An 18,365-nucleotide genomic window follows, 5' to 3' on the forward strand; every position below is an offset into this window, starting at 1 on the left:
ACTTAGAACGACCTTTTTATCGCTCAAAACATTTCTAGTAGGCAATTTTAGCCTTAGTTAGTTAGAGGCTGTTCTCTCAAATTGCCTTCAATACATCAAGTTTGTTTAATGACGGCAAGAAAATTGTTTAAAGTATACTTTAATACTTATAAGTTTTTGTTACAAAGTACTTTAATTAACATAAAGAACATTTAATTTACGGGTTAGTACGGATATCGTTTTTTATTAATTTATTAAAGAATAATTGTAGCAACCGAGTTTTCTACTAGCAGCAAAGTAGTTATAAAGACTATGATTACTAACTATTAATGTGATTGTTGCATTATAAAAGCTGTGTTGCAGTTAGGCTTTTCTAGAAATTCCAAGTTTAAAATAGGGGTGCTAAAGATGACCGACATACTTGCAATGGGTGTAAATACAAAGCAAGAAGCTGTCCAATTACCGCTAGTTGCAGAAAATTTTGACAGTTTTTGGGACAAAGAAATTAGACCGTTATTCACAGATGAGTCTCTATCTTTTCAGGTGAAGACTCTTAAAGGAAGCTATGTTGAGTATGTCAACTTGGATAATGGAGCTACTACCACTCCCTTTGCAACCCTTAAGCAGCATGTGGATGAGATGCTTGATACTTATGGCAGCGTGCATAGAGGTTCTGGGCAAAAGTCCATCATCACTACACGAGAATATGACGCTAGCCGGAACGTCATTCGAGACTTTGTAGGGTCATCTTTAAACAACTATGTAATCTTTGCGAAGAATACAACAGAAGCAATTAATGGGGCTGCTACACTTTGGGCAAAAAAACCTGGAAAAATCTTAGTTTCTGATATTGAGCATTCATCAAACTTGCTACCTTGGGTTACTAGAGACGAAGTTGTGCAGTACAGAACCCAGCCAGATGGAAGTGTAAGTGTCGCAGAAATTGAAGATATCTTCAAGGCACACCAAAACCTTCCCGAAGCCGAGCAAATTAAGTTAGTAACAATTACAGGTGCTTCGACAATTACAGGTTATAGACCGCCGATTTACGAAATTGCAGCTTTAGCACATCGGTACGGCGCTAAGATTTTTGCTGATGTGTGTCAGTTAATTCAGCACGAACGAGTAGATATGCGTGCTGATGATGACCCATGTCATTTAGATTTTGTAGCTTTCTCTGGACACAAAATGTATGCACCTTATGGAACTGGCGTTTTGCTGGGGCCAAAGGAATTTTTTGATAGTTCTTATCCTTATCAAATTGGTGGCGGGAACCTGCCTTATATCACCAGAAACCTAGAAATCAAGCGTTTTTATACAGAACGCGCCCATGACCCTGGAACACCAAATGCAATGGGTGCGATCGCAATTGCTAAGGCCATTGAAATTATCGAAGCAGTAGGGCGCGATCGCATTGCTCAGTATGAACACTCTCTAGTTGAATTCACATATACACGGCTTAGGCTGATTCCTGAAGTTCAATTACATATCCCAGGAGATAATTTAGCCCATGTTATTCCCTTTGATATTGATGGGTTTGATGGACGCTTAGTAGCAGAAATTTTGGCACAAGAATACGGCATTGGCGTTAGGGCTGGGGCTTTCTGCACTTATGAATACATTCGCAAACTCAAGAATATTTCGGATGAGCGAGACTACGAAATTGCTCAAGAAGTAGACAGAGGAATTACGCGCAACATTCCTAGTATTATCCGCGCTAGTTTTGCAGTATATAATACATTGCAAGACTGCGATCGCTTTATTGATGCGATCGCTCAAATAGCTAAAAACGGATTTGACCACTATTTACCCAACTACACACAAGATGAAATCACTGGTGTTTGGACAGCGATAAATAGCTAGTACCGCAAGGCGGAATTAAAAATTAAAAATTAAAAATTAAAAATGAAGACAGTATAAGGCTTTCAGAGATTTTGAATGGGTTGTTTATTTACGCCGACCTGTACTAGTCTTTTTAGGGCATGGAGCATGGGGTATTGGGCATGGATTATTTTTGTTGTCTTTCTTGTCTGACTCATCTTCCTTATCTCCCCATTGCCCTCCTTCATCTCTATCTGCTAATTACAAATTATGAATTAAAAGGGAGTATAGCTTGAGCGATGAAAACCTCTTTGACCAGGAGGATTATCTACACGCACGGGTTGATGAGTGCATCTGGCAAAAAAGTGCAGATGCAGGTATTTCGCGTCAACGCTTTCTGAAAATATTAGCCACAATGGTTGGTGCAACAGCCATTGGGGGTTTAGCTAAACCTGCGCCTGCTCACAGTCAAGCGGCTGTTAAAACTAAAGGCAGTAAAATACTTAAACCATTGCCACCAGGGTATATATCTCATAGCAAAGGCACATTAGAGATGAACTGGGAAGCAATGTATGAGCGTGGTTATTTAGTGCCAAATGATTGGTTCTATGTTCACAACCGCAGTACACCTCCACCCTTTGACCCATCTACGTGGCGTTTGCAAATTCATGGAACTGGGGTTTCTGCGCCTTGTGAGTTCACTTACGATGAAATCATTGGTATGCCGTCCATCTCAGTCACTTGTGCCATAGAGTGTGCTGCTAATGGTCGGCGGTTCTTTGAAGAAGCTTACAACATACCACTCCCTGGAACCCGGTGGAGGCTTGGGGCTATTGGTGTGGCTGAGTGGACTGGTGTACCACTGAGCCTATTATTAGAGCAGGCTGGATTGAAATCCACAGCCAAAGATGTACTCGTTGAAGGTGCAGATTTTGATTCGCTGGATTCAAAGAAGGCGAATAAATCCAAATTCAGTAATGTAGTTCCCATTGCCAAAGCATTAGCAGATAACTCCCTCGTCGTCTATGCCATGAACGGAGAACCATTACCTCCAGATCATGGCCAGCCATGCCGTGCCTTATTTCCTGGTTGGGGAGGAAACGCCAACGTTAAATGGATAGAGCGGATTGAGGTTTCTGAAACACCGATATATACCCAGTGGGTAACAGAACAAATGGTGCTGATTGGTGCAGATTACCCAGCGATCGCACCATATAAAGGTAAGCTGATTACCTATCAAAATGTTAAAAGCGCTTTTGAGTTGGCTTGGCCCGCTACACTTTCAGCTAAAACCCATTTACTACGTGGACGTTCCTGGTCTGGGAAAGGAAAAATTGTCCGTGTAGAAGTCAGTCTAGATGGTGGTAAAACTTGGCAATTTGCTCGACTAAGAGAACCAAACTTTCCATTTGCATGGACACGGTGGGACATTGAATGGAACCCAACTCCTGGCGAATATTTTATCCAAGCTCGTGCTACCGACAATTTAGGTAATACACAACCGAGTACAGTTCCGTGGAATGATTCTGGCTTGCTCTACGGTGCCGTTGTTAGCCACCCAGTGACAGTACAGGGATAAGAGATGAGAGACGCGATTAATTGTGTCTGTACAAAAGGTGGGAGTAGAGACATGATTAATCGCGTCTGTAATTAATGCCCAATTCCCAATTCCCAATTCCCAATTCCTATTTATGATTGATTTTAGTTGGTTGATTTTAGTAGCTGGGGGTTTAATATCTGGAGTTATAGCTGGACTTTTAGGAATAGGTGGTGGTATTATTACAATCCCTCTTTTAGTCACACTAGGTTATACTCCCGTTCAGGCGATCGCTACTAGTAGCCTTGCAATTGTGATTACTTCAATTTCTGGAAGTTTGCAGAATTGGTGGATGGGTTACTTTGACTTTAAACGAGTAATTTATTTAGGAATTCCCGCCTTTTTAACTACTGGAATAGGTGTATATTTCGCCAATAAAATCCCATCTTATATAATACTGTTTACATTTGGCATAATACTACTTGCTAACATTTATTTGATTGAGCTTCGTAAACAACTAGCTTTCAAAGAGAAAGAGAATACAGAACCAATTTTTAACCCATTAGTTTCTAAAATTGGCACTGGTGGAGCAGCAGGAATTTTAGCAGGTTTATTTGGCTTAGGTGGCGGTACAATCATGGTACCGCTTCAAATGTTGCTACTTGGAGAAGAAATTAAAGTTGCAATTCAGACTAGTTTGGGTGTAATTGTTATAACTGCTTTAGCTGCCTGCACAGGGCATACATTAGAAGGAAATATTCTATTTACTCAAGGTCTAGTTTTAGGATGTGGTGGTCTTTTAGGCGTTCAAATGAGTACTCGTACATTGCCAAAACTACCAGATTCAACTGTAAATTTAGTGCTTCGTATCTTCTTAGGCGTACTATCAATCTATCTTTTTTGGGAAGCTTGGACAAATTATCAATTTATAGTTTCAGATCCAATCAATGAGAAATTGTTAGCTTTTTACCAACAAAATTCCCGACTTGTTTAATAAATCGGGAATCTAAACTTCTTTAAGGTAGCCAACGGGGATGAAACCCAGCTAAGGGGAGTTGTTCTGGTCTAATTTCAACAGTTGCAGCATCAGCAATGGGCAACAAAGGCATTAACCACAGGCTACTAGTAGCAATGACATCTCCATCATCCGTTTTTAAAGTATTTTTGGGTAATGATGCTGGGGGGCTTGTCTGCGGTACTACTTGGTCAAATAACAAGCCTAAACCGTCAGCAGATAAACTCATTTGCACATTTCGTTGAGCGGGAGGCAGTACTAGCAGTGGTTTCTGTTGTCCAGTTTTCAGATCAATTGCCACCACATAAGGCTGTTCTATGTATTGTTCTTTGGATACTAGCTGTGTTAGCAAGCAGTAGAGGGTGGGTGAGGCAATATCAAATTGGCAACTGACAATTGAGCCTGTTGTTTTTAATAGTTGTTTCTGTACACCTTGATTTGTCACCAAAAACAAATCTCGTGTGTAATCTGTATTAAACTTTACCATCGCTGCTTGAGAGCCATCTTTAGAGAAAGCCTGTACCAAACCAAATTGTGGCAGAAAATCTAAGGGTTTACTGGCATCACCTTGCAGTGGTAAAATTGCTGCTCCCTGTCCTTGAGCAACTGCTACAGCTTTACTATCTGGGGTAATCATAAAGTCTCCCCCTGGCTGACTTTTCAGACGTTTAGGGGTGGGTTTTTCTGCTGAACCGTCGCTGGTTGCTGGCATAAACCATAGTCCAAAGTCGCCAGGATTATTTTTGTTTCCGCGCTGGATGACAATAGTTTGCCCATCAGGGGATAAATCAAATTTCAGGTTTTGATAATCTTTACTATCTAAAACTAGGTCTACTTTGCCTCCTGGTTGTGCTTCTTGTCCAGATTTACTAGAAACACCTGTTGTCACTGTGTATAGTTGGGCTGAAAGTAAGTCTTCATTATTGCTGGCGCGAGCCGAAAATAAAATTTTCTCCCCCTCTGGAAATGACTCGAAATCCATTGCTATCAAGTCTTTGGGAGTAAGTATCTTTTTTTGCTCTTGGGTTAAGTTGTATAAAACTAATCGTCCCTGTTCTTCTTTATCGGTTCCTATGTAAAGAATGACGCGATCGCGTGTGCGGAAACTCCCTGTAAAAGGCTGGATAAACCGATTTTTACCTTCTTGCTGTGCAAACTTATCTTTGGCTCCCTGTAACTGCAATTTATAATTCGTGCCATAAGGTGCTGGTGTTAGCAGCGTATAAACCATTCGCCGTCCTGCCCAACTGAATTTACCTGCTAGAGGTGGCTCGATTTTCAAGTTATTCTCTACGCTTTTTGTTTCCATTGGGCGGCTGAAGGTGAGGGTGAAAGAGTTATCTTCCGCCCCAATCTGTTGATTTTGCCAGGTAAAATCCCGCACACGAGCAGTTACCACATCACCTTGCAATATAATTAACCCAATCAGCACACTTAGCAGTAGCATCAGTGCGATCGCTATCCGATCCAATGGTTGGATAAATGCTTTAGATTTTGTCATTGGGAATTGGGAATTGGGAATTGGGAATTGGGTATCAACAAATAACTAATAACTATAAGGATTTTGGGGTTGAGGAATCTTTTTAAGAGAGGTAGCGGCAATGGTAAGTTGGCGTTTTCCTGCCAAATTTTCTGTCATCATTTGTCCTTCTACTTCCAACCAAGTGTCAGCAGAATAAGGTTCTTGATTGTTGGGGAGTTTGACGGGTAATCCTACTGGGTAAGCATCTGCTGCACAGCAAGTTAAGACGAATCGGGCTAAGAACAAATATTCTTTTCCTATATCTGGCGGATGGATGACAAATCCCTGAACTTTGACTTTTTGACCTGTATATGTGTCTGGTTCTGGATAGACATTGACAGTGCGTACCCAGTCTACAAGCGATCGCTCCTCTGGACGAACAGTAGCCCGAAAAGCTTGAGGTTTGACACGTGTAGTTCCTAATAAATCAGCCGTTACGCCCCTTTGAAGTGCTTTGTCACTAGCAAAAACTTGCGGTGTAATGATAAAACCAAGAATTGCTGTAATTAATAATAAAACACTGCCCCAACCAGGGGGAAATAAACTAATATGCTGGCCGTTTGGCGTAACATCATGGCGACGGCGCTGCCAAAGTTCCTGCATTTTGAAGAAACCAATAACTATCAAGCCGATACCAGTTACAACCACAAACCAAATGTAATTTGGGTGAATCAACAGGTTCAGCTTGTTAGTTAACCAGTATCTCAACATCAAAATGCCCCAAGCTGCAATTGCTAGGGCATCCAGCCAAGGGAATAACAGATTTTGGATTTTAAATTTTGGATTTTTATTGGTCATTAGTCATTGGTCATTGGTCATTGGTCATTAGTCATTGGTCATTGGTCATTGGTCATTAAACAAAGGACAAATGACAAATGACAAATAATTTTTTAAAAAACATGCAAGTTGAGGAAAAGAGTTAACACAAATGTTAATTGTGCTGCTAAAGCAAATAAGTAAAAGACAGTTTTGGGCTTAAAAATAGATAACATTAAACCAACGCTTTTGATGTCAATCATTGGCCCAAATACCAGAAATGCCAACAATGAACCACTACTAAAAGTTGAGGCAAAAGACAGGGCAAAGAAAGAATCGACTGTAGAACAAATTGACACCACTACTGCTAATATCAGCATGACTACAATCGAGCTAATAGGCCCAGCACCCAAAGTTAGGATCGTTTCGCGGGGAGCTAGGACTTGAATAGCAGCTGCGATCGCACTTCCTAAAATCATCACTCCGCCCAATTCTCGGAATTCTTGGACGCTATTATCTACTACTAGGCGTAGTTTATCTGCAAGGGGTTTCTTGGTATTAGAAATTGGGGTAGTCGCCTGTACAAAATTAGCATCTATCCGCAGAGGTACACTGGCTTTTCCTCCTAAGATATAAGTCCCGGATTGCAAGATATTTGGTATTGCTTCTTGCTGTTCTACTTGGTAACGTTTACCACGGCGTTTGGTTTCAGGCTGCGCAAGTGGATTAAACTTCATATACCGAGCGATCGCAGGTTGGATTATAGGATTTAAGTCCTTTTGAAAACTGAAAACAAAACCAACAATTGTAGCAATTGCTAGGGAAAATACGACTCGTAAGACTGCTATTTCTGGCTGATCTCGAAACGCTGTCCAAGTTGACCAAATTACAATTGGGTTAATTGTTGGTGCTGCTAGCAAAAAACCAATGGCGACTGGTGTGGGTACTCCCTGAATCAGGAACCGCCGCGCTACCGGTACATTCCCGCACTCACACACCGGAAATAAAAAGCCAATCATGCTGCCAACTAAAGCACCCAGCAGAGGATTTTTGGGCATTCTTTCTACTAATTTGCGCTCATCAACAAAAAATAGCAGCAAACTGGAGAATAAAACCCCAAGAAGCAAAAAAGGCATCGCCTCGACTAGCAGACTTAGAAATATCGTAAAACCATTGTTGAGTTGATTCATGTGCGTCGCAGTCAAAAGCGGTTTTTAGTTTTAGGGTTCTGCCTAGTAATTCTATCGAAATGGGGATCAAAAGCAGTTCGGGACAATTAAACATCATTTAAGTAGCAAGTTATATTACCTTTTAAATAGCGTTTAAGCGCTACAAACCTTTGCTTCAGCCAAGATAGTAATTTTTACCTGAGTGCATTTACTGACGATGACCAGTTCTAAGATTGCCTAAGTTCAGAATTTGTTCCGATTTTAGAGGGCAAGTAGCTGCATACATAATTTGAATTTACCTATGTTTATACTTACAGTAATTTGCTGGATAAGATATTAGCTCGGCTGTATTTTCATCAAGTATTCACAGTTATTCAACAATTAGCTTAGGCGTAGCCCATCATAGACATCGCTCTTGCTTGCTACAATTATTGATTTTGGGTAGTTATAGCAAAATCTAATCTGAGCTTTGGTTGATTTTTTACTATAAAAACTTTAAAAAGGCAAGACAAAAGTTTAGCAAACCCGGTAAATGCTTGCAAGACCTTGTTCTTTATCCATAACTTATCACCTTGTCAAAAAGCCATTCAGAACCCCAACTTATTTAAAAAATTAGGGTTCTAGTATTTACTGTTAATTAAGTTTTTGTGGAGTTCCCCAAATTTTGATTTGTCGATCGAATCCGCCACTGGCAAGAATTTTACCATTTGGACTAAAAGCGATCGCACTTACCCAGTCTGTATGTCCAGTTAGTGTATTTATTAACTCACCTGAAGTTATATCCCACAACTTAATTCCATCTCTGCCGGCACTAGCAAGGGTTCGTCCATCGGGATTAATGGCGATCGCATTTACCCAGTTATTATGTCCTGTGAGGGTACGGACTAATTCTCCAGTATTAATATTCCACACTTTGACAGTGCGATCGCGGCTAGCACTAACTAATTTTTCTCCATCTGGTGTAAAGATGACAGCGCTAACAACATTAGAATGAGCGACAAATTCACTAATTAATTTACCAGTAGTCAAGCTCCACAGCTTAATTACACCCTTATTATCACCACTAGCCAAGGTTTGTCCATCAGGGCTAATAGCCAGAGTATAAATCAAATTATCAAAGCTTACCAGAGTCCCTAGAGGGCGTTGCTGTAGCAAATCCCATATCCGAATCCCATCCAAAGCTCCACTGATGAGAACTTTACTATCAGGAGACACAGCTAAAGATAATACATTGCTGGTATGTCCGACAAAAGAGCGGGTAAATTTAAAATTTTTCAGGTTCCAGAGGTTAATTATGTTGTCATCACTACAACTAGCAAGGGTTTGCCCATTTGGTGAAATCACTAAAGACTCTACGGCTGCTTTATGTGCTTTGTTAATATTCCCTAACTTTTTGCCATTTACTGGATTCCACAGGCGAATAATCCCCTCGTTTTCTGCACCTCCACTTGCAAGAACTCTGCTATCTGGAGTGAAAGCGAGAGATTTAACAGTTCCGTTATGTCCTCTAAGTGTGTAAAGTAGTTGGGCATTACTAAAGCTATTAGTAGTTTGGGAGGTTGGTATTACTTCAACGGCAGCATGAGCTTGATGAATATAAAATCCTTCCCAGGTAGTCACTGGAAGGGCAACAGCTGCCATAAATGCCAGGATAATATACGGACGCAGAACATTACCCCCACCTCTTCCCTCACTACTCACACTTTTGCCTCACTTTATATATAGAAACAAACAACTTAGAATTATGAATTATCAACTCATAACTCCTGTACAGACAAAGATTTTTCGCATCTCTCCTACTCAGCACTCTTAAAGAGGTGGTTTTTTCTTAGAAACGCTTAACATTGGTAAAGGCGCACTAGAAGAACGAGAGGGCAAATAATGTTGCACTACAGGTTCTTCTGGTAGAGTCCGGCGCTGCTGGGAACGCCACAATTTAAAGGCTAGCGCTACGCCTGTTGTTCCCAAACCAAAAGCGAACAACGACCAGCTATCATTCAATCCGCCAATCAGGGCATCTATAGTGCCCATCGTCACCAATACACTGATTAGTGGCTCTTTTCGGTAGGTTGACTTCAAAAAACGAGGTAATACAGCATTCATCACAGCTTGGTTGGTTCCAGTTCAGCTTTTGTGTATATTTACCAAGAATACCTCACCCGTAATTTGCCTTTCTCATCTAAGGCAGATACTAATTATGATTTTCTTTAGTAGGGTAGGAAGTATACTCATTAATCGCCTTGCCTATAGTAGTTGCAAGTCTATGATATTTCCATCACTAATAGGTATTTCGATTCCTCTCTTGCTTACATTCTAAGACAAAGTAGTTCGCTATCAATTGTCAAAGTCAAAACCAACTGGTTGTTCCAGCTGGTTGAAACTCCTTTAACTACTAGCTTAGAACTTCTACCTTCTGCTGGTTGGTAGTACTACTGTAGACCCAGCCATGATAGCACCCCTTGATTGGTGACATATTCAATCACCAGCAGCAAACCGAAGCCTATCATAGCTGCTCGACCATTTAAGCGTTCAGCATACTCGTTAAAGCCAAACTTTGGCTCCTCTAGTTTAGGTGTAATCGTTGGTTGTGTTTGTGTCATTTTTAAGAAACCTTTTTTTCGGCAAACGGGAGTTGATATGAGACTTGACAACAGAAGTTGTGGATAAGCGGTAAAGGTTAAAGGAATTGACTGGCTCTTTTCCCTTAACCTTTACCCTACACTTGGTAACTTATGAGTTAATTGCAGTGCTTGAATACCAAGATGACTTGATAAATTCAGCAAAAGCTTCTTAGTAAGGAGCTATACAATTACCCTTTTAATAAATTGTTACTATTCTTTATATATTGTATAAACACTGGGGTAATAGTCAAGGGCTGGAATTTGAAGCTACTCAGATTAAATTAAGAAACTTAGAACACAGATTAACTATCTCTAATACAGCTATCTGTAATTAAGTCAGTAGCATGCTTGCGATTCGCAGGCTAAAGTTAAACAAAAAAATTATCAGAGGTTTTATATGGAAATCGGCGTTCCGAAGGAAAATAAGGATCAGGAATTTCGTGTAGGGTTAAGTCCTTCTAGTGTGCGGGTGCTGCGAGAAAATGGTCATAGCATCTTCGTTGAGACGCAAGCAGGTAATGGCGCTGGATTCTCAGATGACGATTACAGAAGTGCTGGAGCCGAAATTGTCCCCACATCAGAGACGGCTTGGAATCGGGAATTGGTTGTAAAAGTCAAAGAACCGTTGACATCAGAATATAAATTTTTGCAGAAAGGGCAAATATTATTTACGTATTTACATTTAGCAGCCGATCGCAAATTGACAGAGCATTTAATTGATTGTGGCACAACTGCGATCGCTTACGAAACTGTAGAACAACCTGGTGCTAACAAACTCCCTTTGCTCACCCCCATGAGCGTGATTGCCGGTCGGCTAGCAGTACAATTTGGAGCGAGATTCCTAGAACGTCAACAAGGTGGTAGAGGAGTTCTTTTAGGCGGTGTCCCTGGAGTTCAACCAGGTAAAGTAGTGATTTTAGGCGGCGGTGTTGTCGGCACAGAAGCAGCAAAAATTGCTGTAGGTATGGGTGCTAGCGTACAGATTTTAGATGTGAGTGTCGAGCGCTTATCTTATTTAGAAACCCTATTTGGCTCTAGAGTCGAATTCCTTTATAGCAACTCTGCTCATATTGAAGCCGCCGTTAAGGAAGCCGATTTGCTCATCGGTGCAGTTTTAGTGTTGGGACGTAGGGCACCAATATTAGTATCCCGCGAATTGGTCAAACAAATGCGTCCTGGTTCTGTAATAGTTGATGTAGCTGTTGACCAAGGCGGTTGCATAGAAACTTTACACCCCACATCCCATACCAATCCGGTATATGTTGAAGAGGGTGTGGTGCATTATGGCGTTCCCAATATGCCAGGAGCAGTACCTTGGACAGCAACCCAGGCGCTCAACAACAGTACATTACCTTATGTCGTCCAGTTGGCGAATTTGGGAATTAAGGCGCTGGAAGTTAACCCAGCCTTAGCAAAGGGCGTGAATGTGCAGAATCATCGCTTAGTGCATCCGGCTGTGCAAGAGGTATTCCCTGATTTGGTAAATTAAGGTGTGCAAGTATTAGGCGATCGCTAATCAGACTAATTTTCTTGCCTGATGCGCGGATGGGTAGATGTACAAAATGAGAAGGGGAAAAAAATCGCTACTCCTCTATATTTTTACGGCACTAGCATTTTTAAACCATCCGCGCACCTTATTGGGACTGGCTTTCAGCGATTTGCATCTTGTACTATTACTATTTGCTGTATTATGTATGATTTGCAGAGTCCATTTCAAAAACCCTATTTTAGATATATTTTCTAATTACGATATTTTTGAAATAACTTTTCCCAGCCAATATCATTTTTAGATTTTTGTCTTTTATTAAATAATTTACTAATAGTTTTTTACTAAAATTTCGTCTACTTCACCTCTTTTTTTAGCATTTGAATTAATATTTCTAATTGCCGATATTTTTATCTGTTCGTAATCTTTATACAAGTCTTTTATGAAGTTTGTATAAGCATTGCTTAATAAAGCTTTGCACCCTCTCTTGTCTAAATTATCAAATGTCTCTTTTAACCTAATTTGTTCATCTTTATTAAATCTATTTACACTATAGCTAGTAAAGGAAGCAGTATCAGAGACTGGATCGTAAGGAGGATCGAGATATACAAAGTCTCCTTTCTTGGCATTTTTAAGAACGTCCTGAAAATCTAAATTAGATATTGTAATTTGGTTTTCATTTAAATATTTGCTTACAGCTTTTAAAACAGCTAAATCTAAAATATTTGGATTTTTGTATTTACCAAAAGGTACATTAAATTGTCCTTGGGAATTGACTCTAAATAAGCCATTATAACAAGTCTTATTCAGAAAAATAATTCTTGATGCTCGTTCTACTGGTGTTCTGTTTTGAAAGCTTTCTTGCCTGTCCCAATCTCTAATCCTATAATAGTAATCCTCATTATTCTTATGAGTTTTTAAATTCTCAATTAATTCATCAACGGAGTCTCTAATAACTTCAAAACAATTGATTAATTCAGTATTACTATCATTAATTACAGCCCTTTTCGGTTGCAAAGTAAATAAGACCGCTCCTCCGCCAATAAAAGGTTCATAGTAAGTTTGATAATTATAATTTATAGGAAGATTATTTTCTATTAATGGAACAATTTGCCTTTTTCCTCCTGCCCACTTCAGAAACGGTTTTACTACTTTATTGACTGATACCATATTTTGACCTAAAAATTATTAAGTATGCGTAATATTATTGTATAATAGGGTGATATTGTTGAAGAAATTTTTAGGTAAATAGACCATACGGAAGGGGAATATAACTGCTCACTGGTATCAACTTAAGAAGGTAAAGCCCAAATTTGTTGCGTGTAACTGTCAATCTCAAGGGTGGCGCTTACGCCTAGTTTTGACTCATCCAAAAAGCTTTTGACGTTCCACAAGATATAGCAAGGGACTGGGAACTGGGGACTGGGTGAAAAGTCCTTTTGTGTCTAAGTTTCATCATCTGTTGATGTCCTAACCACATTGACTGTTGCTATAAAGAACAACGTTACTGGCTCAAGTAGTTGGTCGCACTAAGTTTTATCATTGGCTTTGCTATTAATTGTGTACCAATTGGAGTTTCTGCGCTCTCGAAAGACTAGAGAATTGGGGAAATACTGGGTTTATATTCTTCTCTAATTTTATTCACTTTCATTATTCCACCGCAGAACCATCATATCTATTAGGACTTACGCAAAATCATGTTCAAACGAACCGTATACCCCTTCGGGGGAAGCAAGCTACGCGCAGCATCTCGTTAGAGAAGGACGCAAAGGAATAAGAGTTTTAGAGGGTTATTGTGTAAGTCCTGTCTATAACAAAATTTATAATAACTGGAATTTGAACTTGGATTAATTTTAGTTATTTCATCTTAACTTCAACCAGTCTGTGCTTCAGTATGACCGTTGCGGATAGACCATGCTAGTTCTAACAGTTGAGTCCAGCGTTTTTGTAACTGTTTGGGGGTGCATTTGATGGTTTTAGCGATCGCTTGATCGGTTTGTCTTGCAGTTTTTAATTGTAATATTTGCTGTTGCTGTTCTGTGAGTTGATTCACAAAGATTTCCCACTGCTGGGAAGATAAACCCAACTTTTGCTCTAAACCCGCACCTAACCATTGATGTACCAATTGCCAATGGTGTTGTTTGGCAAACTTTTCTACGTGGTATTTAAAGCGTTGTTGGAGATAATCGCGCTGACGGCTGGTTAAGCCGAGAATTTGGTCAATTTCTGGGGCTGAGAGGTCTTGAAGTTTCAGGCTGAGGTAGTTCATACAGTCAGATTGACCTTGAGACTCCAGGTATTTCATCAATTCACTGATGACGCGATCGCGTTCTGACTCTTCTGATGGATCGAAATTAGTTTGGGCAATCATCTGCGATCGCAGCTGTTGCACTGCCGAGTTACGCTGGTAAGATTCTGCTTCTTCGCCCTTAGCAGACTCCACGGCCATTTCAATATCCACAGTAGTTTCTTGCGGCTGACGACGAGCAAAACCTTGGGCCCGCAAGATAATTAATTGTTGATTTGCACCACCAGGTAAATTGATCCGGCGTTTGGCGTACTGTTCTGTAAACGCCATATATTCAGCTAATTGCAGCTGAGTACGCGGTGTATGATCGTCAGGTAGTTCGTTTTCTCTGCGGAAAGCTTTGATCGCTTCGATATAAAATGCTTGTAAAAAATCTTCAATTAGGCTGTAACGAGCATCAAAGCCCAACTCAGAGCCAGATATAGTTACATGGCGGTAAACCATAGCACCCAAATTACTATGTAATTCCACCCGCCCTTGTTTGGAACCTAGTTGGTAGTAACGTAAGCACTTTTGCATCCGATGCCTTCCCAACGTAATCTGCCAGGATTTGATTTGCCCAGATGTTTGGATACGCGAGCTTTTATCGCAAATGCGTTCTACTTCTACAGCTATGCGGTTTGCTAAAGCTTCTACGCACTTGGGCGTTGCTTTCACTTGTGCTTGCATTTCCTGACATAGCAATTCAATCAAGGTTTCGCTGCTGTTGTCTGAAAATTCTTCAGTTGAAAAGTGGTTATCAAAAATGGGTGTAGAGTTTGGTAGATTGACGACGTTAGCTTTCATGACTTTTCCAGGGAGTAGTATTGCACCGTAATTACAACGCAGACACAGCAATCAAGGCCGGCCAAGGCTTATGAATCTTTGGGCATTCATCTTTTAAGACTTGCCCCATATAATGCTCACATCTAAAGCTCATATATAAAACTGTAGGAAATACGACAGAGTTACAGTTATGGCAATGTGTCGGTTTTTTTCACAAGCCACCACATTGATGCGGGTACTCATGTACCCACAATTTTATTAAATTTGTAAAACCCTTGCTGTAGCGACTTTTACCACCATCCTGTTATTGCATCTATGCCCGTCGTAGACATCGCGTTTAAATATGACAATTTAAAAACTGGAGTCGCTTTGATCGCAATTTCCGAAACGGAGAGGTGTGCCTGTGAAGTCTGATTCTTATACCCATGCTGCTGCTGCTTCCCAACCTAAACCCCTCCGTATAATTGCTGCTTCGTCTCCGGTCATATCCAAAATCGTAGATACTTCATAAGTAGGTTCTTCACCAGTGTCTACAATTATGTCTACCAACTTGTCCAAACGGTCAAATAGCTCTACCCGTGACTGAACAGTTTCTGGATCTATCCGAATCATGCCATTATCTGCTTCATCTGCCGGCAGATGTGCTGAAGTTGAAATAATCGGATTACCCAAAGCTGCCAACAACTCCAAACACACAATATGGTTTGGTACTCTAATTCCAGTACTTTTCCGCTTAGGGCTTTGTACCAATCGCGGTACTAATTTAGTTGCTGGGAGCAAAAACGTGTATGGCCCTGGAATCAGGCGTTTCATAATCCGATAGGCTGTGTCACTTACGAAGGCATAAGTTGCCACATTTGAAAGCGAGGGACATAAAAATGTCAGTGGTTTATCATTTGCTAGCTGTTTAATTTGCCGCACTCGTTCTACCGCCGACTTAGCATTCAAATCACAACCGATCGCATAGACTGTATCAGTAGGGTAAAGCATGACTGCGCCACTAGAAAGCGCCGACTTTATTTCCTCTATTCGACGAATTTGAGGATTATCCGGATGAACTGGGAAAATTTTTGCCATAGAGGGGTTAGGGATTGGGGATAGGGGATTAGGGACTGGGGATTGGGGACTGGAGATAGGGGAGAATAACTAATGACCAATGACTAATGACTAATTTATTATGAATAAAATTGCTTATCTTCAATGTCCGACAGGAATCTCTGGTGATATGTGCCTGGGTGCTTTGGTCAGTCTGGGTGTTCCTGTGGAGTATTTAATTGAAAAACTCAATGGATTGGGAATTGAGCAGGAATATCAGTTAAGAGCAGAACTTGTCCAACGGAATGGTCAGCAGGCGACTAAAGTCCATGTGGATTTAGTACACGATCGCCATCACCACCACGAACATGGCCACGAACATAGTCACCATCACACACGCCACTTGCCAGAAATAGAGCAAATGATTCTCAAAGCGCGGTTGCCATCGCGGGCAGAAGCTTGGGGTTTGGCGGTATTCCGGCAGCTAGCAGTAGCAGAGGGGGCGGTGCATGGAATTTCCCCTGAAAAAGTTCATTTTCATGAAGTGGGTGCTATAGATGCGATCGTAGATATTGTGGGTACTTGCTTGGGGTTAGATTGGCTGGGGATTGAGAGTAATGACGAAGGATTGCCATTACTTTACTGTTCGGCGTTCCCGACTGGTGGCGGTACTGTTCGGGCTGCACATGGTCAGATGGCGGTACCAGTACCAGCAGTATTAAAACTGTGGGAAATGCGGGGTTGTCCAGTTTATAGCAATGGGATTGATAGAGAACTGGTGACACCAACAGGAGCCGCGATCGCTACTACTTTGGTAAGAGATTTTGGTTCACCACCTGCGATCGCTATTAAGCAAATAGGACTAGGAGCAGGAACCATAAATTTACCCATTCCCAATATTTTACGCCTCTGGCTGGGCGAAAGCGTAAGTTTACAGTCAAATTTCAGCAGTTCTGAAGATACTAGCTCAAATTTAGAAACCATCTCGGTATTAGAAACCCAAATTGATGATTTAAATCCCCAAGCGATCGGGTATGTATTTGAGGCTTTATTTGCTGCTGGTGCGGTGGATGTTTTTACCCAAGCGATCGCAATGAAAAAGTCTCGTCCAGGGATTTTGTTGACTGTGATTTGTCATCCAGAAAATTTACTCAGTTGTGAAGCGGTTGTATTTCGTGAAACTACAACTTTGGGCATTCGGCGAACAACTCAGCAACGCGCCATTTTACAACGGGAAATTCAACAAGTGGAAATTGAATATGGCCAAGTGCGTGTCAAATTAGCATGGAAAGGAGAATTACCAGAAAAAGTTATTGCTAATGTGCAGCCAGAATATGAAGATTGTGCAGAATTAGCGCGAAAACATAATATTCCCTGGCGCGAAATTCAACGGTTGGCGCTACAGCGTTGGTATTTACTTAATGGCTGAATCTCTTTGTTACTCCTTTTCAGTCTCTGATTAGGAAGGAGGCAACCTATAAAAATTTATTCTAGACTGGCTTTTACGTTAACTTGACATTAATACACTAGAACAAGCACCAACTGAAAACCCCTCCAAAGTTGGAAGGGTTAAAGTAATTTTTCGTCATGGGATGGTAATTAGCGGGAAATAGAAGTTTTTCGTGCATTATCAATAGGTTTGAGGTAGCTGACGTTTGTAGAATGAGTGGGAAAATTATTAGAGTTGATAGCTATAGGTTGGCCACTATTATTAGTAGCTGTTTGAGTACCACTGATTTCGGGCAATAAAGCAATAGAAGCAACAATGAGTAAAGAATCTATCAATATGGAGAGTTTCATAAGATTATCTTTAGTTGAAGTTAAGTGCAATTAATGTTCTTGAGTAATAGAGTCTTACTTTTTATGAGTCTCAACTTCCTGCACTTAGATCACCCGATCGGTTGATTTATTCCTCACCCATTCGGGTTTTCCATCAGACTACTTTACTTAGTTTTGATAAATTTAAATCGTAAAAAAGCCCGAACACTCTTGTGTTCGGGCTTTTTATAACAATTATTTGGAATAGGCACGTAAGTTTATATGTATAGCAACATTTAAGGTGGTTAGGACATCAACAGATGATCAAACTTAGACACAAAAAGACTTTTCACTCAGTCACCAGTCCCTTGCTATATAAATTATTGAAGAGAGCTAGAGAGCGATCGCTTTGATTTTTAAGATTTCTAAGCAAATTCTAAATATAGATTACTCAAGGGTACGATGTCTGGGCTACATCTAAGCAATTTACAATTTTAAATAAAAAAAACTTATCTTTGCTATCAGGTTTACTGAAGTAATAAAACTTGATAAAAAAATGTAAAGCATTGTAAAGTGTATTCACAGGCAAAGAC

15 protein-coding genes are annotated in these 18,365 nt (G+C 40.5%); 5 read left to right on the forward strand and 10 right to left on the reverse strand.

Annotated elements, in window-relative coordinates:
- Window positions 1-387: 387 nt before the first annotated feature.
- The 3 genes from RMZ41_RS25495 (at window position 388) to RMZ41_RS25505 (ending at window position 4,331) form a co-directional block, all read left to right on the forward strand.
- Window positions 388-1,842, forward strand: coding sequence for an aminotransferase class V-fold PLP-dependent enzyme (locus RMZ41_RS25495; protein WP_322642451.1), 1,455 nt, complete (start codon window positions 388-390; stop codon window positions 1,840-1,842).
- A 250-nt stretch (window positions 1,843-2,092) separates the two neighbouring features.
- The gene (locus RMZ41_RS25500) at window positions 2,093-3,379 is read left to right on the forward strand and encodes a sulfite oxidase (protein ID WP_322642450.1); all 1,287 of its coding nucleotides are present in this window, start codon (window positions 2,093-2,095) and stop codon (window positions 3,377-3,379) included.
- Window positions 3,380-3,491: 112 nt separating this feature from the next.
- A complete protein-coding gene (locus RMZ41_RS25505; RefSeq protein WP_322642449.1) occupies window positions 3,492-4,331 on the forward strand; it encodes a sulfite exporter TauE/SafE family protein in 840 nt (279 codons plus the stop codon).
- 22 nt (window positions 4,332-4,353) lie between these two features.
- On the opposite strand, the gene RMZ41_RS25510 is transcribed toward RMZ41_RS25505, so the two are convergent.
- From RMZ41_RS25510 to RMZ41_RS25535, 6 genes are all read right to left on the reverse strand, one after another.
- On the reverse strand, window positions 4,354-5,853 hold the full coding sequence (locus tag RMZ41_RS25510; RefSeq protein WP_322642448.1) for an Ig-like domain-containing protein: 1,500 nt from the start codon (window positions 5,851-5,853) through the stop codon (window positions 4,354-4,356).
- A gap of 45 nt (window positions 5,854-5,898) precedes the next feature.
- Window positions 5,899-6,672, reverse strand: a complete 774-nt coding sequence (locus RMZ41_RS25515; RefSeq protein WP_322642447.1) for a TIGR03943 family putative permease subunit — start codon at window positions 6,670-6,672, stop codon at window positions 5,899-5,901.
- A gap of 92 nt (window positions 6,673-6,764) precedes the next feature.
- Entirely contained in the window at window positions 6,765-7,820 is a 1,056-nt protein-coding gene (locus tag RMZ41_RS25520) for a permease (protein WP_322642446.1), read from the reverse strand.
- Window positions 7,821-8,432: 612 nt separating this feature from the next.
- Entirely contained in the window at window positions 8,433-9,440 is a 1,008-nt protein-coding gene (locus tag RMZ41_RS25525) for a WD40 repeat domain-containing protein (RefSeq protein WP_409875955.1), read from the reverse strand.
- Between the two features lie 168 nt (window positions 9,441-9,608).
- A complete protein-coding gene (locus RMZ41_RS25530; RefSeq protein WP_322642444.1) occupies window positions 9,609-9,902 on the reverse strand; it encodes a hypothetical protein in 294 nt (97 codons plus the stop codon).
- A 326-nt stretch (window positions 9,903-10,228) separates the two neighbouring features.
- Window positions 10,229-10,399: a hypothetical protein gene (locus tag RMZ41_RS25535; RefSeq protein WP_322642443.1), complete on the reverse strand. Its 171-nt coding sequence runs from the start codon at window positions 10,397-10,399 to the stop codon at window positions 10,229-10,231.
- A gap of 418 nt (window positions 10,400-10,817) precedes the next feature.
- On the opposite strand from RMZ41_RS25535, the gene ald reads away from it, so the two are divergent.
- The gene (gene ald / locus RMZ41_RS25540; RefSeq protein WP_322642442.1) at window positions 10,818-11,909 is read left to right on the forward strand and encodes an alanine dehydrogenase; all 1,092 of its coding nucleotides are present in this window, start codon (window positions 10,818-10,820) and stop codon (window positions 11,907-11,909) included.
- Between the two features lie 327 nt (window positions 11,910-12,236).
- On the opposite strand, the gene RMZ41_RS25545 is transcribed toward ald, so the two are convergent.
- The 3 genes from RMZ41_RS25545 to RMZ41_RS25555 form a co-directional block, all read right to left on the reverse strand.
- Complete coding sequence (locus tag RMZ41_RS25545) at window positions 12,237-13,076, reverse strand: DNA adenine methylase (protein WP_322642441.1); 840 nt, start codon at window positions 13,074-13,076, stop codon at window positions 12,237-12,239.
- Between the two features lie 703 nt (window positions 13,077-13,779).
- Window positions 13,780-15,000, reverse strand: coding sequence for a HetZ-related protein (locus RMZ41_RS25550; protein WP_322642440.1), 1,221 nt, complete (start codon window positions 14,998-15,000; stop codon window positions 13,780-13,782).
- 396 nt (window positions 15,001-15,396) lie between these two features.
- Entirely contained in the window at window positions 15,397-16,056 is a 660-nt protein-coding gene (locus RMZ41_RS25555) for an L-threonylcarbamoyladenylate synthase (protein ID WP_322642439.1), read from the reverse strand.
- A gap of 100 nt (window positions 16,057-16,156) precedes the next feature.
- Here RMZ41_RS25555 and larC point away from each other — a divergent pair, with 100 nt between their 5' ends.
- Entirely contained in the window at window positions 16,157-17,443 is a 1,287-nt protein-coding gene (gene larC / locus RMZ41_RS25560) for a nickel pincer cofactor biosynthesis protein LarC (RefSeq protein WP_322642438.1), read from the forward strand.
- Between the two features lie 170 nt (window positions 17,444-17,613).
- Here the strand turns inward: larC and RMZ41_RS25565 are convergent, their stop codons facing one another.
- A complete protein-coding gene (locus RMZ41_RS25565) occupies window positions 17,614-17,814 on the reverse strand; it encodes a hypothetical protein (protein WP_322642437.1) in 201 nt (66 codons plus the stop codon).
- Window positions 17,815-18,365 lie beyond the last annotated feature (551 nt).

Origin of the sequence: Nostoc sp. DedVER02, assembly GCF_034530675.2 — a bacterium.
In the GTDB taxonomy this organism is placed as follows: Bacteria; Cyanobacteriota; Cyanobacteriia; order Cyanobacteriales; family Nostocaceae; genus Nostoc.

What these genes read in the sequence shown, in the direction of transcription:
- RMZ41_RS25495 (WP_322642451.1), top strand. Translation starts at nt 388, where the DNA reads ATGACCGACATACTTGCAATGGGTGTAAATACAAAGCAAGAAGCTGTC.
- RMZ41_RS25505 (WP_322642449.1), top strand. Translation starts at nt 3,492, where the DNA reads ATGATTGATTTTAGTTGGTTGATTTTAGTAGCTGGGGGTTTAATATCT.
- RMZ41_RS25530 (WP_322642444.1), bottom strand. Translation starts at nt 9,902, where the DNA reads ATGAATGCTGTATTACCTCGTTTTTTGAAGTCAACCTACCGAAAAGAG.
- ald (WP_322642442.1), top strand. Translation starts at nt 10,818, where the DNA reads ATGGAAATCGGCGTTCCGAAGGAAAATAAGGATCAGGAATTTCGTGTA.
- RMZ41_RS25565 (WP_322642437.1), bottom strand. Translation starts at nt 17,814, where the DNA reads ATGAAACTCTCCATATTGATAGATTCTTTACTCATTGTTGCTTCTATT.
- RMZ41_RS25520 (WP_322642446.1), bottom strand. Translation starts at nt 7,820, where the DNA reads ATGAATCAACTCAACAATGGTTTTACGATATTTCTAAGTCTGCTAGTC.
- RMZ41_RS25545 (WP_322642441.1), bottom strand. Translation starts at nt 13,076, where the DNA reads ATGGTATCAGTCAATAAAGTAGTAAAACCGTTTCTGAAGTGGGCAGGA.
- RMZ41_RS25510 (WP_322642448.1), bottom strand. Translation starts at nt 5,853, where the DNA reads ATGACAAAATCTAAAGCATTTATCCAACCATTGGATCGGATAGCGATC.
- RMZ41_RS25525 (WP_409875955.1), bottom strand. Translation starts at nt 9,440, where the DNA reads ATGGCAGCTGTTGCCCTTCCAGTGACTACCTGGGAAGGATTTTATATT.
- larC (WP_322642438.1), top strand. Translation starts at nt 16,157, where the DNA reads ATGAATAAAATTGCTTATCTTCAATGTCCGACAGGAATCTCTGGTGAT.
- RMZ41_RS25550 (WP_322642440.1), bottom strand. Translation starts at nt 15,000, where the DNA reads ATGAAAGCTAACGTCGTCAATCTACCAAACTCTACACCCATTTTTGAT.
- RMZ41_RS25515 (WP_322642447.1), bottom strand. Translation starts at nt 6,672, where the DNA reads ATGACCAATAAAAATCCAAAATTTAAAATCCAAAATCTGTTATTCCCT.
- RMZ41_RS25535 (WP_322642443.1), bottom strand. Translation starts at nt 10,399, where the DNA reads ATGACACAAACACAACCAACGATTACACCTAAACTAGAGGAGCCAAAG.
- RMZ41_RS25555 (WP_322642439.1), bottom strand. Translation starts at nt 16,056, where the DNA reads ATGGCAAAAATTTTCCCAGTTCATCCGGATAATCCTCAAATTCGTCGA.